Source organism: uncultured Jatrophihabitans sp., assembly GCF_964252635.1.
Taxonomy (GTDB): Bacteria; Actinomycetota; Actinomycetes; order Mycobacteriales; family Jatrophihabitantaceae; genus Jatrophihabitans.
Map to the genome: position 1 here is coordinate 1 of NZ_CAXUNP010000014.1, position 16,454 is coordinate 16,454.

14 protein-coding genes are annotated in these 16,454 nt (G+C 73.8%); 13 read left to right on the plus strand and 1 reads right to left on the minus strand.

Going from position 1 to position 16,454, the window contains the following annotated elements:
* Positions 1 to 2,494: AAA family ATPase (locus ACFFCA_RS08460; protein WP_375483718.1), on the plus strand; the 2,494-nt coding region annotated here is incomplete at its 5' end.
* A gap of 57 nt (positions 2,495 to 2,551) precedes the next feature.
* Here the strand turns inward: ACFFCA_RS08460 and ACFFCA_RS08465 are convergent.
* A complete protein-coding gene (locus tag ACFFCA_RS08465) occupies positions 2,552 to 3,328 on the minus strand; it encodes a hypothetical protein (protein WP_375483720.1) in 777 nt (258 codons plus the stop codon).
* 242 nt (positions 3,329 to 3,570) lie between these two features.
* Between ACFFCA_RS08465 and ACFFCA_RS08470 the strand changes: the two genes are divergently transcribed.
* The 12 genes from ACFFCA_RS08470 (at position 3,571) to ACFFCA_RS08525 (ending at position 16,447) form a co-directional block, all read left to right on the plus strand.
* On the plus strand, positions 3,571 to 7,080 hold the full coding sequence (locus tag ACFFCA_RS08470; RefSeq protein WP_375483722.1) for an adenylate/guanylate cyclase domain-containing protein: 3,510 nt from the start codon (positions 3,571 to 3,573) through the stop codon (positions 7,078 to 7,080).
* Positions 7,081 to 7,118: 38 nt separating this feature from the next.
* A complete protein-coding gene (locus ACFFCA_RS08475; protein ID WP_375483724.1) occupies positions 7,119 to 7,583 on the plus strand; it encodes a fluoride efflux transporter FluC in 465 nt (154 codons plus the stop codon).
* Positions 7,580 to 7,942, plus strand: coding sequence for a fluoride efflux transporter CrcB (crcB, locus tag ACFFCA_RS08480; RefSeq protein ID WP_375483726.1), 363 nt, complete (start codon positions 7,580 to 7,582; stop codon positions 7,940 to 7,942). Before ACFFCA_RS08475 ends, crcB begins: the two co-directional genes overlap by 4 nt.
* 88 nt (positions 7,943 to 8,030) lie before the next feature.
* On the plus strand, positions 8,031 to 9,200 hold the full coding sequence (locus tag ACFFCA_RS08485) for an anion permease (protein ID WP_375483728.1): 1,170 nt from the start codon (positions 8,031 to 8,033) through the stop codon (positions 9,198 to 9,200).
* Between the two features lie 67 nt (positions 9,201 to 9,267).
* On the plus strand, positions 9,268 to 9,522 hold the full coding sequence (locus ACFFCA_RS08490; protein WP_375483730.1) for a hypothetical protein: 255 nt from the start codon (positions 9,268 to 9,270) through the stop codon (positions 9,520 to 9,522).
* Positions 9,523 to 9,534: 12 nt separating this feature from the next.
* Positions 9,535 to 9,834 carry a DUF3349 domain-containing protein gene (locus tag ACFFCA_RS08495; protein WP_375483732.1) on the plus strand — a complete coding sequence of 100 codons (300 nt, stop codon included), beginning with the start codon at positions 9,535 to 9,537 and terminating at the stop codon, positions 9,832 to 9,834.
* Positions 9,834 to 10,724, plus strand: a complete 891-nt coding sequence (gene ppk2, locus ACFFCA_RS08500) for a polyphosphate kinase 2 (RefSeq protein ID WP_375483734.1) — start codon at positions 9,834 to 9,836, stop codon at positions 10,722 to 10,724. Before ACFFCA_RS08495 ends, ppk2 begins: the two co-directional genes overlap by 1 nt.
* A 68-nt stretch (positions 10,725 to 10,792) precedes the next feature.
* Complete coding sequence (locus ACFFCA_RS08505; protein ID WP_375483736.1) at positions 10,793 to 10,963, plus strand: hypothetical protein; 171 nt, start codon at positions 10,793 to 10,795, stop codon at positions 10,961 to 10,963.
* A 61-nt stretch (positions 10,964 to 11,024) separates the two neighbouring features.
* The gene (locus ACFFCA_RS08510) at positions 11,025 to 12,068 is read left to right on the plus strand and encodes a quinone-dependent dihydroorotate dehydrogenase (RefSeq protein WP_375483737.1); all 1,044 of its coding nucleotides are present in this window, start codon (positions 11,025 to 11,027) and stop codon (positions 12,066 to 12,068) included.
* Positions 12,069 to 12,189: 121 nt separating this feature from the next.
* Entirely contained in the window at positions 12,190 to 13,383 is a 1,194-nt protein-coding gene (locus tag ACFFCA_RS08515; protein WP_375483738.1) for a C40 family peptidase, read from the plus strand.
* A gap of 107 nt (positions 13,384 to 13,490) precedes the next feature.
* Complete coding sequence (locus ACFFCA_RS08520) at positions 13,491 to 15,698, plus strand: alkaline phosphatase family protein (RefSeq protein WP_375483739.1); 2,208 nt, start codon at positions 13,491 to 13,493, stop codon at positions 15,696 to 15,698.
* Positions 15,695 to 16,447: an MBL fold metallo-hydrolase gene (locus tag ACFFCA_RS08525; RefSeq protein ID WP_375483741.1), complete on the plus strand. Its 753-nt coding sequence runs from the start codon at positions 15,695 to 15,697 to the stop codon at positions 16,445 to 16,447. The genes ACFFCA_RS08520 and ACFFCA_RS08525 overlap by 4 nt, the downstream gene beginning before the upstream one ends.
* Positions 16,448 to 16,454 lie beyond the last annotated feature (7 nt).

Here is a 16,454-nt window from a genome sequence, read left to right on the forward strand (position 1 = left end):
GGTCGACGCCCCGGCGCGCGGGCCGCGCGCAGCGGAGGACCGCCCGCTCGACCGGATGGCGGGCCTCTGGGCCTCTCACGGTGGCACCACGAGGGCGTCGGACAGCCGTTCGGTCCTCGTCGTGTTCGACGACGCGGCGGCCGCCCTGTCGGCCGCCGCGCAGGCGCAACGCCTGCTCGGTGCCGACGGCGCCGGTGTGGGCGCGCGGGCGCGGGTCGCCGTGCACACCGGCCGGCCGCGCAGGGGAGGCCACGGCTACTGGGAAACCGACGTCGACTACGTCTCGCGCGTCGCCGCAGCCGCCCGCGGTGGTCAGGTCCTCGTGGCCGACAGCGTGTACGCGGCCGCACCTGCGGGTGATCTCGCGTCCGTCGGCCGGCACGCGCTGGAGGGGTTCCCGACCCCGCACGAGCTGTTCCACCTGGTCGTGGACGGTGTGCGGGCCGGCGCGTTCGCGGCACCCCGCACGCCGGACATCCCACGCACCAACCTGCCGTCGCAGATTGGCGTGCTGGTCGGGCGGGGCTCCGAGCTCGACGACCTGGTCCGTCGCCTGACCGGCGGGCAGCGGCTCGTCACGCTCACCGGTGCCGCCGGTTCGGGAACGACCCGGCTCGCCGTGGAGGCGGCCGACGTGCTCGCCGCGCGCTTCGAGTCCGTGTGCTTCGTCGACCTCGGCTCGGTGACGACCCCCGTGGCGGTGCTCGCGACGGTCGCGCGCACCCTCGGCCTGCCGGACCGGGACGACGTCGACGTGGCCGAGCGGGTTGCTGCGGTGTTGCGCGGTAGGCGGGTGCTGCTCGTGCTCGACGGCGCCGGCGACGTGCCGGACGCCGCGGTGGCCGTGACGCGGTTGGTCTCGGCCGGGGACGGCGTGCACCTGCTCGTCACCGGTGCGGCGCCGTTGCGGGTCGCGGTCGAGCACGTGGTGCCGCTGCCGCCCCTGGGCCTGCCCGCCGAACCGGTGTCCGGCAGCGATGACGGGCGAGCCGTCGCCGAGGTGCGGTCGGCACCGTCGGTGCAGCTGCTGCTCGACCGCGCGGGGGGAACCGAGGTCGCGGACGCCGCGACTCTCGTTCGGGTGTGTCGCCGGCTCGACGGACTCCCGCTGGCGCTCGAGCTGGTCGCGGCCCGGCTGGGCGGCACGTCCGCGTCGGCGGTGGCCGAGGGTCTCGCGTCCGGTAGCGACGGCGGGCTCGACGCGGCCCTCGAGTGGAGCGTGGGCCTGCTCGCTCCGGCGCAACGCCGGTTGCTCGTGCTGCTCGCCGGCTTCCCCGCGTCGTTCTCGCCGATCGTCGCCGAGACCGCGTTCGGCGACGCCGTCGACGAGCTCGACGCTCTCGTCGGGGCCGGCTTGGTGGTCACGGCCGACGACGGCCGCTACGTGCTGCGGCCGCCCGTCCGTCGCTACGCCGGCACGCTGGCCGGCCGGTCCGACGACCCGGCGGCCGGCCCGCGCGGTGTCGCCTCGGCGCTCGCCGCCGTCGCGGAGCGCGTCGAGGTGTTGTGGCCGCTGCGCGAGGGCGAGGGACGGGTCTCGCTGGTCCCGGAACAGCCCATCGTGCTCGCGGCGCTCGACTGGGCCCGCGACCACGACGCCGCGCTGCACCTACGGCTGGCGACGTCCACGGCCTGGCTGTTGCACCGGTCGGGTCTGGGCGGCATCAGCCGGGACCACGTACGGCAGGCGCTCGAGCGGGCGAGGGACGTGCGGGAGACGGCGCGGTGCCTGCAGGCGCTCGCCGTGGTCTCACCGGCCGACGCCGACGACGGCTCGACCGCCGCATCCCGGTGGCGCGAGCTGGGCGACGCCGACCGCGAGGCGACGAGCCTGATGCTGGTGTCGACTCGGCTCGCGGAACGCGGCGACGGTGCCGGCGCCCTGGCCGTCACAGACCGCATCGCCGACCTGGCGGCTGCGACCTCCGAGCCCGACGGCGTCGCGTGGTCGGCGGAGCAGTGCCGGGCGCGTGCCCTCGACGTCGCCGGCCGTCACGACGAGGCCGTCGGGACCGCCGAGCAGCTGCTCGCCCGGGTTGCGCCGGACGACCTGCTCCGGGCCGGGGTGCTGGTCGTCGCCGCCGACCTGGCTCGTGGCGGCGAACAGGCACAGTCGGTCGATCAGGCGCAGTCCCTCGATCAGGCGCAGGCGGCGCTGGCCCGCTACGGCGAGGCGATGCGGGTGCTCGAACGCTACGACGTCGCGCTGGACGAGCTCGACCTCGCCGGCCGCGTCGGCCTCGTCCTGCTCGAGCTCGGGCGCCACCCCGAGGCGGTGGCCGCGTTGACGATCACCGCGAGCGTCCACGACGAGTGGTCGTGGCCGATGCCGGCCGATGCCGCCGACGGCCTCGAACGGGCTCGCACGCTCGCCGGGCCGGTGCGCTCGGCCTCGGCGCGAGCCCGCGCGGCGTCCTACAGCACGGCCGAGGCCCTTGCGTGGGTCGGCCGACTCGCTCGCGGCGAGACCGAGGCACCTGCCGGACGGTCCTGACGCGACGCTGGCCGGACGCGCGGGCCATCGCCCGCGCGTCCGCCCACCGTCAACGGGTCAGAGGGAGCGGGTCCGGCGCCGGCCGGCCGTCAGGCAGCCCGCGCCGGCCACCAGCAACCCGAGCGCCGTCAGCAGCAGGGCCGCCACGTGCCGGGTGCCGGTGTCGGCCAAGGTGCTGCTGTCCGGGCCGCTGCCCGTGCGCGTGTGGGCCGGTGCGCTGCCGACCAGCGTGCCGCCACCGCTGCCCGTGCGCGTGTGGTTCGCCCCGCTGCCGCCCTGGGTGACGGCCTTGGCGGCGGTTACGCGGGCAGCGACGTCGCGTGCGTCACCGCTGTAGGTCACGACCGGGGCGCTCGTCGTCAGGGCCGTGCACGCGGTGACCGTTCCGCCGGCGGGCAACGTGATGCCGGCGGCGCCGTCCACCGACACCGTGCCCGTCAGCGCCGGCAGCGACGACGGAGTGCCACCCGACACCGACCCGCGCGTGACGGTCACGGTGACCACGCGCTGCGCGCAGCTCGACGAGCCGTTGTCGTCGTAGGCCGCCTTGACCGTCACCGGGTACTTGGCCACGGTCAGCGTCGGGTTGTCGGTGCTGTTGCTGGCCGAGAACGCCAGGGCGCTGGTCGGGGTGTACGTCGCCGTCACGGCGCCCGAGCCCACGACCTGGGGCGCAAAGCTGCACGTAACCGTGCCCGCCACCACGGCCTTGCCCAAGCACAACGTCGTGCCCGATCGGGTGAAGGTCACCGTGCCGGTCGCCGCCGACGGTGCGACCGTCGCCGTCGCGGTCACGGACTGGTACGGGTAGGACGTCGCGGTCGACAAGGTCACGGTCGTCGTGGTCGTCACCGGGACCGGGGCGGCCGACGCCGAATCCATCAGCGCAGACGGGACGAGCACCGCACCACACGCAAGAACGGCCATCGCGACAAGGCGCAGCGGACGGCGGGAGGCCACGGTTCGAAGGGCTGGTCGGTGCACGGCGTACTCCCGGTCGTGACGGTCGGCGGGCAAGATCGACCGCACCCTAACGGCTCGACGCCTGGCTGGGTAGTACATCATCGACGCGGCCCGTGGCCGGGCTAGAGTCCTTTCGTGATCGGCCGGCGACGGTGATGGGCTGCCCGCACTGCGGCGCGCTGCTCGCCGCCACCGCCAAGTTCTGCAGCGAGTGCGGCACCCCGGTCGGGTCCGGTCAGGGGCCGGTCCGCCCGCTCACGGAGCGGCGCATCACCTCGGTGCTGTTCGGCGATCTCGTCGGCTTCACCACGCTGTCGGAGAGCCGCGACAGCGAGGACGTGCGCGAGCTGCTGTCGCAGTACTTCGAGACGTGCCGGCAGGTCGTCGAACGCTACGGCGGCCTGATCGAGAAGTTCATCGGCGACGCGGTCATGGCCGTGTGGGGGGTGCCCCTCGCGCGCGAGGACGACGCCGAGCGTGCGGTGCGCGCCGGCCTGGACCTCGTTCAGGCCGTGGCCGCGTTCGGTGCGTCCGTGGGCGCGCCCGGTCTCGCGCTGCGGGCCGGGGTGGTCACGGGCGAGGTCGCGGTCACGGTCGGCGCCCAGCACCAGGGCATGGTGGCCGGCGACGCCGTCAACACCGCCGCCCGCATCCAGGGCGCGGCCGAGCCGGGCACGGTCTGGGTCGACACCCAGACCCGCGACCTGGCGGGGGCGTCGATCGACTTTGCCGACGCGGGCGCGCACGTGCTCAAGGGCAAGGCCGAGCCGATGGCGCTGCACATGGCGACCTCCGTCCGCGGCGGGCGGGGCGGCGAACGCAGCGCGGACCGGGTGCAGGCGCCGCTCGTGGGGCGCACCGGTGAGCTCGGGATCGTCAAGGAGATGTTCCACGTAGCGGTCGAGGAGGACCGCCCGCGGCTCGTCCTGCTCACCGGCGAGGCCGGCATCGGCAAGACCCGCCTGGCCTGGGAACTGCGCTCCTACCTCGACGGGCTCACCGCGCCGGTGCTCTGGCACGCGGGGCGCAGCCCGTCCTACGGCGACGGCGTCGCCTTCGCCGCACTCACCGCCGCCGTGCGGGCCCGCATCGGGTCCGACCCCGACGACCCCGACGACGCGACCCGGCGACTTCTGGCCGAGGCGCTCGCCCGTTACGTGGCCGACCCCGACGAGCGGGGCTGGCTGGGCGGCGCGCTGGAGACGTTGCTGGGGCTGACGGACGGCAGCTCGGTGGCCCGCGACGAGCTGTTCCGCGCCTGGATCACCTGGTTCGAGCGGCTGCACGAGAGCGAGGGCCATCCCGTCGTCTGGGTGGTCGACGATGCGCAGCTGGCCGACGACGGCCTGCTGGACTTCGTCGAGCGGCTGGTGATGGTGGCGCAGGCACCGGTCCTCGTCGTGCTCCTCGCCCGGCCCGAGCTGCTGACCCGGCGCCCGTGGCTCGCCTCGCTGCGCCGGGCCAGCCCGATCACGTTGACGGCGCTGGCGCCCGACGAGTGCGCGGCCCTGCTCCGGGTGCTCGTCGAGGGCGCCGCCGAGGAAGTGCTCGACGAGCTGGTGGCCCGCGTCGAGGGCAACCCCCTGTACGCGGTCGAGACCGTCCGCGCCCTGCACGACCAGGGCCTGGCCGTGTCCGGGCCCACCCGCACCCCCGGCGCCGTGCGTCTGGCCGACGGCGTCGACCGGGAACGGCTCCGGGCGCTCACCGCCCCGGCCAGCCTGCAGATCCTTATCGCCAGCCGGCTCGACCTGCTCGGCCCGACCGAACGCTCCGTGCTCGCGGCCGCGTCGGTGCTGCACCCGTCGGTGACCGCGGCGGCGCTGCACGCGCTGATGGAGCGGGCCGACGGTATCGCCGATGCGTTGGACGAGCTCGTCGCACGTGACCTGCTGACGCCCGTGCAGGCGGCGTGGTCCGGCGTGCAGCGCTACGCGTTCGTGCAGACGGTGGCCCGTCAGGTCGCGTACGGCACGCAGTCCCGTCGGGACCGGCTCGCCCGTCACCTCGCCGCGGCCGAGCACTTCGAACCGCTCGCCGAGACCGACCGCGACCTCAGCGCCGTCATCGCGCAGCACCTGCGCGACGCGCTCGCGCTGACCAGCGCCCACGAGACCGCCGCCGCCGCCGCGCTGCACGACCGGCTGTTCGCCTGGCTCGAGCGCACGGCACGCCGGGCCGAGGCGGTCGGCGCCCCGATGGAGGCGGTACGCGCGTACCTCGAGGCACTCGAGCTCACCGACGACCCCGTCGAGACCGTCCGCCTGCGCCTGGCCGCAGCGGGAGCCGCGGCCGCGGCCGGGGACCACGCCCGGGCGCTCGAGCTGGCTGCGCCCCTGGCGCACGGGAGCGACCCGGCCCTGCCCGCCGATGCCGCCTTCGCCGCCGCCATCGCCTCCATCGCCTCCCGGCGCCGCGGCGACTACACCCAGGCGTGGACGCACCTCGAGGCGTACCTGCCCGACGGGGCGATGGACGCGCTGCCCGTGCTGGCCGCGTCGCGCCTCACCCGAGAGATCGGCGCCTGCTACGCCGAGACGGGCCGCCTCGAGCTCGCCTGGCAGTGGCAGGAGCGCTCGGTGAACCTGGCCGAGGACACCGCCGACCCGCGCGAGATCGTGCGTAGCACGAACAACTTCGCGATCACGGCCGGCAACCGGGGGCACGCCCGCATCGCGATCGCCCTGTTCGGGATGTGCGTCGACGTCGCGCGCGACCACCACCTGGTCGCGGAGTACGCGCTGCCACTGGACAACCTCATCGCCTACCTGATGAACCGCGACCTCGAGCAGGCCCTGACCGCCGGCGAGGAATCGCTGCGCGTGAGCGAGGCGGCCGGTGACAGCACCGCGTGCTGGCACACCGCGGCCAACCGGTTGATGCTGCTGACCCTGGCCGGGCGCTGGCCCGAGCGGGTGGACGTCTTCGACCGGCCGCTGCTGCGCGAGCGCCCGCCCGAGCCCGACCAGGACGCCATCCGGACCCTGTTCGACGCGGTCATCGACGAGGCCACCGAGCAGCCCGTCGACACGGCCGCGCTCGACCGGGTGGGTGACTACGCCGACGTGCTGCCCGAGTCGACGGGCAGCGCCTTCTACCTGGCGAACCGCGCCATGGCCGCGCGGGTGCGCGGTGACGTGCCGGCCATGGCCGAGGCCGCGCTCGCCGCCGTCACGACCAGTGCCCGCTATTGCGGCATCGACGACGACTTCCCGCACCTGTGGGGGCTCGCCGCGGGCTGGCTGCTGGACGCCGCCCGGTACGCCGACGTCCGCACCCTGCTCCGGCCCGTGCTCGACACCCCGGCCACGCGGTGGAGCCCGCTGCTCGCGGCCCAGGTCGCCGGTGTGCGCGGGGCCCTCGAGGCGAATGACCCGGGCTCGCAGGCCGACCCGACGCACGTCGAACGCGACCTGCGCACCGCCGCCGACGCCTTCGCAGCCTTCGGTGCCGTCCCGGCGGCGGCCCGCGCGCACCTCGTGCTGAGCGAGTGGTTGCGCCGGCTCGGACGCGGTGACGAGGCCGATGCCCTGCTCGCCGAGGTCAGCCTGCGCTTCACCGATCTCGGCGCGCGCGGCTGGTTGCGCGAGACCGCGCCCGTCCCGTTGCGACTCGTGGAATGAGCGCTGTCGAATGAGCGCTGTCGGATGAGCGCTGTCGAGTGACCCCGGACGACGGGGTCGACCCCGACTCACCCGACGGACGTCCGGGACGACGGCCGCTGCACCTGCGACCCGGCGCGTGCGCGTTGGTCGTCGCCGGCGGGGTGGCCGGCACCGCAGCGCGCTACGGCCTCGCGCGGGCCTTCCCGACGCGGTCCGGGCACTGGCCCACCGGCACCTTCGTCGCCAACCTCGTCGGCGCCTTCGTGCTCGGTGTCCTGCTCGAGGCGCTGCTCCGCTCCGGGCCGGACACCGGTGTACGCCGTCGGCTGCGACTTCTGCTCGGCACCGGGTTCTGCGGCGGCTTCACGACCTACAGCACCTTTGCCGTCGAGGCCGACCTGCTGGTCCGCGACCACCACACGGGGCTGGCCGTGGGCTACGTCGCGGCGACCCTGGTGGCCGGCGCCGTGTTGTCTGTCGCCGGCATCGCGCTCGCCGCCAGGTACCGGCGGATCGCGTGATCGCGGTGTGGATCGCGCTGGCCGGGGGAGCGGGTGCGCTGGCCCGCTTCGTGCTCGACGGCGCCGTCCGGGCGCGCCTCGCCTCGGACTTCCCCTGGGCCACGGTGCTCATCAACGTCACCGGCTCCTTCGCGCTCGGCGTGCTGACCGGACTCGTGCTGTTCCACGGCCGTCCCGACGACCTGCGCCTGATCCTGGGGACCGGATTCTGCGGCGGGTACACGACGTTCAGCACGGCCAGCGTCGAGACGGTTCGGCTCGCCCAACGCGGCGCGGTCGTCGCCGCCCTGGGCAACGCCCTGGGCACGCTCGTCCTGGCCGTGGGCGCCGGCGCGTTGGGCCTGCTCGTCACGCGGTGACACGGTCACCCCGACCTCCTGGGCCTGTTCACCCGCCGTTCACCGACGGGTCGCCAACCGTCTGCTTCACCTGCCGACACTGCAGCCTGTGGGAAACGACCTCTTGCTGGTGCTCGTCGTAGTCGTGGCCCTCGGGTTCGACTTCACCAACGGCTTCCACGACACCGCGAACGCGATGGCCACGTCCATCGCCACCGGTGCGATGAAGCCACGCCTGGCCGTCGGCCTGTCCGGCGTGCTCAACCTGGTCGGCGCGTTCCTGTCGCTCAGCGTGGCCGCCACCATCGCCAGCGGCCTCGTCGACGTCACCGGTGCCGAGCTCAAGCCGCACCTCGCGTTGGTCGTGTTCGCCGGGCTGTGCGGCGGCATCACCTGGAACCTGCTGACGTGGTACCTCGGCATCCCGTCCAGCTCGTCGCACGCGCTGATCGGCGGTGTCATCGGCGCGGCCCTGGCCGCGGCCGGCTCGCACGCGGTGCAGTGGCACGGCCTGTTCGAGAAGGTCATCATCCCGGCCGGCCTGTCACCGGTCATCGCCATCGGCGTCGCCGCGGCCGGCACCTACCTCGTCTACCGCCTCACGCGCGGCGTCCCGGAACGGACCCGTACCAAGGGTTTCCGCATCGGCCAGATCGGTTCCGCGTCCATGGTCTCGCTGGCACACGGCACGAACGACGCCCAGAAGACGATGGGCATCATCACGCTGGCCCTGATTGCGCACGGCACGCTGCACTCCGGTGCGCAGGCGCCGTTCTGGGTGATCCTGGCCTGCGCGCTGGCCATCAGCATCGGCACCTACAGCGGCGGCTGGCGCGTCATCCGCACTCTGGGCAAGGGCCTGGTCGAGATCGAGGCGCCGCAGGGCATGGCCGCCGAGTCGTCCTCGGCCGCGGTCATCCTGCTCTCCAGCCATTTCGGCTACTCGCTGTCGACCACGCACGTCTCGACCGGTTCCATCCTCGGCACGGGTCTCGGCAAGCGGGGCGCCGAGGTGCGGTGGCGCGTCGCCGGCAGGATGGCCACCGCGTGGCTGGTCACGCTGCCCGCGGCCGGCCTGGTCGGCGCGCTGTCCTACTGGCTGGCCAACGGGGTCGGCGGCGACGCCGGGTTCCTGCTCGTCTTCGCCCTACTGATCGTCATCGGCGCCACGATCTTCACGCGCTCGCGCAAGAACAAGGTCAGCCACGACAACGTCAACGACGACTGGTCCGGGTCGAGCACCCCTGCCAACGCCGAAAAGCAGGAGGTCGCCGCATGACCGGTCTTCGCTTCGCTCCGACCGCCGGAGGCCATGCCGGCCCGTCATTCGCTCACGAGGTTCGCTCATGAACGCCTGGATCGACCTGCACGCGCTGTGGCGCATCGTCGTCATCGGGCTGATCTGCGGTGCGGGCCTGCCCGCCGTGTTCGCGCTCGGGCTCAAGGCCCTCGGCGGCGCGGACGGCGACGAGTCGGCCACCGGTGGCACGGCCACGCTGTCGCGGACGAACCCGCTGCGGGTCGCGGTCGCGGCCGTCTGCTTCGCCGTCGTCCTCGCAGCCATCGGGTGGGGTATCTACCTCATCGTCGACGGCACCTGATCGGAGGATCCCATGCCGCTGCCGCCCCTGCTGTCCTCGATCGTCACCTGGCTGCGCGCCGGCTACCCCGAAGGTGTGCCGCAGCGTGACTACGTGCCGCTGTTCGCGCTGCTGGCCAGCCAGCTCACCGACGTCGAGGTCAAGGAGATCGGCGAGGAGCTCGCGGTCAGCAGCGATCCGTCGTCGCAGCAGGCGATCCGGGACGCCATCGAGATGGTGACGCACGCCGAACCGAACGACGCCGACGTGGCGCGGGTGCGGTCGCACCTGGCCGCCGGCGGCTGGCCGCTGGCCCGGCCCGACCAGGGCTGATGCGCGAGGAACTGCGCGCCCACGTCGCCGAGCTGCAGATCGACGGCCACCACCTCGGGGCCGACCACGACGACGACCCGGAACTGCTGACGGCCGACGGCGTCCCGGTCGACACCTGGCGCGAGAACTACCCCCACGACGCGCGGCTCTCCCGCGAGACCTACGACGACCAGAAGTACCTCCTGCAGGTCGAACTGCTCAAGTTCCAGAACTGGTCGACCGAGACGGGCGGCAAGCACGTCGTCCTGTTCGAGGGGCGCGACGCGGCCGGCAAGGGCGGCACGATCAAGCGCTTCATGGAGCACCTGAACCCGCGCTACGCCCGCGTGGTGGCGCTGGCCAAGCCCTCGGACCGCGAGCAGCACGAGTGGTACTTCCAGCGCTACGTGCGACACCTGCCGACCGCCGGCGAGACGGTGTTGTTCGACCGCAGCTGGTACAACCGCGCCGGCGTCGAGCGGGTCATGGGCTTCGCGACCGAGGAGCAGTACGAGCAGTTCATGCGCCAGGCGCCGCTGTTCGAGCAGATGCTCGTCGAGAGCGGCGTGCACCTGACCAAGTTCTGGTTCTCGGTGACGCGGTCGGAACAGCGGACGCGGTTCATCATCCGACAGGTCGACCCGGTGCGGCAGTGGAAGCTCTCGCCGATCGACCTGGAGTCGCTGGACCAGTGGGACGCCTACACCGCGGCCAAGGAACAGATGTTCCTGCGCACCGACACCGACGTCGCCCCGTGGATCACGATCAAGTCCAATGACAAGAAGCGGGCGCGGCTCAATGCGATGCGGTACTTCCTGAGCCAGTTCGACTACGAGGGCAAGAACCGCGAGGTCGTGGGGACGCCCGACCCGCTGCTGGTCCGCCGCGGGATCGACGCGGTCGGCGACTGACGAGGGTGTGACGGGGACCGCGCGGCCTTCCGCCGGTCTGTTCATCTTCGTCTCGTACTGTCCGGGTCATGCCCGACAACCCCGTGCCCGACAACGACGAGCGCGCCGCAAAACTCGACGCCGCTCTCGCCGAATCGCAACGCCTCGAGCGCGAGGAGCGCGACGCCGACCTCGCCCGCCAGGCGCGGACGGACGAGGCGCTCAGCGAGGTGCTGTCCAAGCGTCCGCAGCAGGACTGAGCGCCCGCGGCAGGGCTGACCGCCGCCTCGGGCCGGGCCGGCGGCCCCTAGGGTGGGCGGTGTGTACGCGGCGCTGATGCGGATCGTCGGCCGCCACGTCGACGCCGAGCTGGCGCACCGTCTGGGGTTCCTCCTCCTCCGGCTCGCCCTAGCGGTCCGGCCGGTGCGCGCGCTGGTCGCACGGCGCTGTGCACCTCCGGCCGGCAGTGCTGTCGAGGTGCTCGGCCTGCGGCTGCCCGGACCCCTCGGTGTGGCTGCCGGGTTCGACAAGAACGCCCGCGGCGTGGTGGCGCTGGCCGCGCTCGGCTTCGGCTTCGTCGAGATCGGCACCGTGACCGCGCGCCCGCAGCCGGGCAACCCGCGGCCGCGGCTGGCCCGGCTCCCCGCTGACCGCGCGATCGTCAACCGGATGGGGTTCAACAACGACGGCGCCGACGTCGTGGCGGCCCGCCTGGCCGCGTTGCGCCGCACGGCCGCCGGCCGGCGGATCGTCATCGGTGTCAACGTCGGGCGCTCCAAGCTCGCCGGGCCGGACGAGGTCGTCGCCGACTACAGCCGCAGCGCGCGAGCCCTGGCCCCGCACGCCGACTACCTGGCGGTCAACATCAGCTCGCCGAACACGCCCGGCCTGCGCGACCTGCATGCGGTGGACGCGCTGCGCCCCCTGCTCGTCGCGTTGCGCGCCGTCTGCGACGACGTCCCCGGCCGCGGTCGGGTGCCGCTGCTCGTCAAGGTGAGCCCGGACGCCGCCGACGCCGATCTGCTCGCCGTGGCCGACCTCGCGCTCGAGGCCGGCGTGGACGGGCTCATCGCCACCAACACCACGACCAGGCGCGACGGGCTCTCCTCGCCGGCGCTGGAGGTCGAGGCGGCCGGGGCCGGCGGGCTGTCCGGCCCGGTGCTGGCGGACCGGGCCGCGGGGGTGCTGCGCCTGCTCCGGTCGCACGTGGGTCGGCGTCTCGTCCTGATCGGCGTCGGCGGGATCGACGGGCCGGCCGACGCGCGTGCGCGCCTGGACGCCGGTGCCGACGCCGTGCAGTCCTACACCGGCTTCGTGTACGGCGGCCCCGCGTGGCCGGCCCGGGTCACCCGTGCGCTGGCCTGAGGTCGACCCTCACTTCACTTCCACCACACCTCTTCACATTTTCTTTACGCTGGGTTACGGTCGTCGCGGGGACACGCAGCGGGGGAACGCCAGCGATCTACCACCTGAAGGGCCCTCCACCATGACCCGCTCCGCCTCGATGCACGCTCACCTGACCCGGCTGCGGCGCCCCACCGCCGCGCTGACCGCCGTCACCGGCCTGGTCGCCGGGCTGGCCACCGCAGTCGTGGTCGGCGCCGCGCCGGCCTCGGCCGCGACTACCGCCTCGCACAACCCGCTCGGTGGCCTCAGCGGGGTCACCGCCACGTCGACCGGCCTCACCCTGCGCGGCTGGGCGGTCGACCCGGACTCCCGGACCAGCAACGCCGTGGCGTTCGCGCTCGTCGACGGGGTCACCCGGGCCGTCGCGACCACGTCCGTCGCCTACCGTTCCGTCACCACCAAGTACCACGCCGGGCCGACGCCCGGCTTCGTCATGCCGGTGCGCGTGCCGTCGGGCAACCACACGGTGTGCGTTGCCTTCCGCAACTCCGGGCCCGGTACGAACGTCGTCGGTAAGTGCATGGCCTACCCGCTCGGCCGCAAGGTGAGCTCGGCGACCATCGCGAAGCACAGCCCCGCCGGAGTCATCAGCCACGCGAGCGCGTCGCGCTCGTCGCTGCACCTGTCCGGTTTCGTCACCGACCAGGACTTCCGCAGCAAGCACCTCACCGTCGTCCTGTACGTCGACGGGAGCTCCGCTGCCACCTTCGGCACGTCACGCACCGGGGCCGGCGCCCCGGCGGGCAGCGGCGGCAACGCCAGCTACTCCGTCACCGAGCCGGTGAGTTCCGGCACCCACCAGGCCTGCCTGTGGGCCGTGAACGTCGGATGGGGCCACAACACCTTCCTGGGCTGCCGGACCCTCGACACCCGGGCCGGTCAGGCTCTCGCCGCCGGCTCACCGTCGACGGCCATCCTGGCCAAGGTCGCGGCCGAGGCGAAGAAGCACATCGGCCAGCCCTACGTCTGGGGCGCCACCGGCCCCAAGAAGTTCGACTGCTCGGGCCTGGTCATGTACAGCTACAAGAAGTTCGGCTTCCAGACGCCGCGCATCTCCGAGGACCAGTCGCGTGCGGCCCGCCTCATCCCGGCCTCGCACGCCCGGCCGGGTGACCTGGTGTTCTACCACGACAGCCAGGGCGACGTGTACCACGTGGGTATCTATCTCAGCCCGGGCAAGACCGTGGCCGCGATCGACGAGGCCGAGGGTGTGAACTACCAGCAGATCTGGGACCCGAGCTCGACGACGTACGGCTCGTTCACGCACCTCTGACCGTCGCAGCTGCGTCGATCCGCGTCGAACCGTCGGCGCCGAACCGTCACCGTCCGACGGTTCGGCGCTGACGATCGCGACAGGCCGGCTTCAGTAACCTCGACCGCGTGATCAGCCGCTCGGTCCGGCGCCGGCTCGCCATCGGGCGGCGGTTGGTGCTGTCGTGGCGACCGACCGGCCTGAACCTGGCCGAGCTGGTGCGGACGATGATCACCTCGTTCATCGCGCTCAGCGTCACGTTCTGGATCCTGCCCGGCCGGCAGACCACCGGGCCGGTGTCGGTACTGCTCCTCGTCGTCACCGTGGTCGGCGTCGGGTTCGTCGTGCGCCCGCTGCTGGCCGGCCTGGCGGTGCTCACCGGGCCGGTGGGCCTTCTCGTGGTGGGTCTGCTCGCGCAGGGGATCATCCTCGACGTCGCCGTCAACATCGCGCCGGACGTGCGTTCGCTCAGCTATCTGCGCACGTTCCTGGTGTCGCTGGCCGCGGCGGCTGTGGCGGCCGTCGTCAACTGGCTGCTCGACGCCGGCAGCGCGGACTCCTACCTGACCCAGGTCCTCGGACGGGCCGTGCGGGTGGCGCACCGGCTCGAGGGCGGGCCCGAGACGGGCCGGCCGGGCCTGCTCGTCGTCCAGCTCGACGGCCTCGGGATCGGGGTGCTGCGCCAGTCCATCGTCGCCGGCGCCGTGCCCACCCTGGCCCGCTGGATGCGCGACGGCAGCCATCGCGGCTACCGGTGGCACACCGGACTGCCCGCGACGACCCCCGCCGGCCAGGCGGTGCTGCTGCACGGGGACACCCGCGCCGTTCCGTCGTTCCGCTGGTTCGAGAAGCAGACCGGCGCGTTGCTCGTCGCCAACCGACCGGCGGACGCCCACGTCGTCGAACAGCGCATCTCGACGGGCCGGGGGCTGCTCGCCGACGGCGGCGTCAGTGTGTCCAACCTGTTCTCCGGCGACGCCCCGACCTGCATCCTGACCATGAGCGACGCGCGGCTGCCCGACCGTCGCACGCGCGGGCTGGCCTCCTTCGCGACCTCGCTGGGCTTCCTGCGCACGCTGGTGGTCTTCGCCGGCCAGGTCGTCATGGAGATCTACCAGGCCCGCCGCCAGCGCCGGCGCGACGTCCGTCCCCGCGTCGCCCGCGGCGGCGTCTTCCCACTGCTGCGTGGGGTGACCACGGCGCTGCTGCACGACCTGAACCTCGCCGTCGTGGCCGAACAGATGGCCCGCGGGGCGCCGGTCGTCTTCGTGGACTTCGTGGACTTCGACGAGATCGCGCACCACGCCGGACCCACCCGGCCCGAGGCGGTGCGCACCCTGGACGGCCTCGACCGCGTGCTGCGCTTTTTCGAGGACGTCGCCGCCGAGACCAATCGGCGCTACGAGATCGTCGTGCTGTCCGACCACGGGCAGGCGCAGGGCGAACCCTTCGCCCAGCTCGCGGGCCGCACCCTCGAAGACGTCGTCGCCGAACTGGCCGACGAGGTGCCGGCCGGTCGACGCGAGGAGCAGGTCGAGCGGTGGGGCCCGGCCAACGTGCTCCTCACCGGTGCCGCGCGCTCCCGCAGGAACGGCATCGGTAGCCTGGCCCGCCGGCGCGCGCGCCGCGACGCCCGCCGTGTCGCCCGGGAGGACGTCACCGTCAGCCTCGGCAGGGATCCCGACGGCATGCCGACCTCGGCGCCCGTCGTCGCCGCCGCGGGCAGCCTCGCGCACATCTACCTGCCGACGGTCGAGGGGCGGGCGACGCGGCAGCAGATCGAGCGGGCCCACCCGCGATTGCTGGACGGTCTCGTCGCGACACCCGGCATCGGGCTGGTGATGGTCCGCTGCGCGGAGGTCCGCGGCCCGGTCGTGATGGGGCCCGGCGGATGGCGCGGGCTGGCCGCGACCGGGGTCGCGTCCGGGGCCGGGGACGACCCGCTCGAGCCGTTCGGCTCGCAGGCCGCCCGTGACCTGCTGGACCTCGACGGGCGCGACCACGTCGGCGACGTGGTCGTGCTCGGTCGCCACGACCCCGACACCGGCGAGGTGGCGGCGTTCGAGAAACTCGTTGGTTCGCACGGCGGCCTCGGCGGCGACCAGACCGAGGCCCTGTTCGTCGTGCCCACGACCTGGCCCGGTGTCCGTGCGCGCTTCCGGACCACCGACGACGTCAACGCCCCGCCAGCCCTGACCGGGCGTGAGGTGCACGACGCGCTGGTCGGCCGGTTGCGCGCGCTCGGCCTGCGCCCCGGTGACGACCCCGGCCCGGGCGGTCGTGCGGACGAGCCGGTCGGCGACCACGTCGGTGGGAACGGCAGGGTGCCGGTGTGAGGATCGACTGGTGGGGGCACGCCAGCCTGACCGTCGAGCTCGGCGGCCTGCGCGTGCTCACCGACCCTGTGCTGACGGCCCACGTCGCCCACCTGGCCCGCGTCGACCACCGGCCGCCGCCGTCGGACGCCGCCCGCGCCGACGTGGTGATCGTCTCGCACCTGCACGCCGATCACCTGCACGTGCCGTCGCTGCGCCGACTGGGTCCTGATGTGCGCCTCGTCGCCCCGCGCGGCGCGGCCGCGCTGCTGCGACGCCCGCTGCCCGAGTTGTCCGTCGACGAGGTCGGGCCCGGTGAGGTGCTCGACCTGGGTGGGGTGACGCTGTCGGTCGTCCCGGCGCGACACGACGGCCGGCGGTTGCCCGGCTCGCGGCACGTCGGCCCGGCACTCGGGTACGTACTCGCGGCCGAGGGTCGGCGGGTGTGGTTCGCCGGCGACACCGGCCTGTTCGACGGGATGCGCGACATCGGGCCGGTCGACATCGCGCTGGTGCCGGTCGGGGGCTGGGGGCCGACGCTCGGCCCGGAGCACCTCGACCCGGTACAGGCGGCCGAGGCGGTGCGCCGGGTGGGCGCAGCGGACGCCGTGCCGATCCACTACGCGACGCTGTGGCCGGTCGGGCTGCGCAGCGTGTCCCCGGCGCTCTACGCGCGCAAGTGCCAGGCCCCCGGGCGCGAGTTCGCCGCGGCGCTCGACGACGGCGTCCGGGCCCACGTCCTGCGACCCGGGCAGGGCATCGAGCTGTGAGCGGGCA

Bases quoted from the DNA above. Each gene is read 5' to 3' on its own strand.
- ppk2 (WP_375483734.1), top strand. From the start codon at position 9,834: ATGCGCGAGGAACTGCGCGCCCACGTCGCCGAGCTGCAGATCGACGGC.
- ACFFCA_RS08505 (WP_375483736.1), top strand. From the start codon at position 10,793: ATGCCCGACAACCCCGTGCCCGACAACGACGAGCGCGCCGCAAAACTC.
- ACFFCA_RS08490 (WP_375483730.1), top strand. From the start codon at position 9,268: ATGAACGCCTGGATCGACCTGCACGCGCTGTGGCGCATCGTCGTCATC.
- ACFFCA_RS08495 (WP_375483732.1), top strand. From the start codon at position 9,535: ATGCCGCTGCCGCCCCTGCTGTCCTCGATCGTCACCTGGCTGCGCGCC.
- ACFFCA_RS08515 (WP_375483738.1), top strand. From the start codon at position 12,190: ATGACCCGCTCCGCCTCGATGCACGCTCACCTGACCCGGCTGCGGCGC.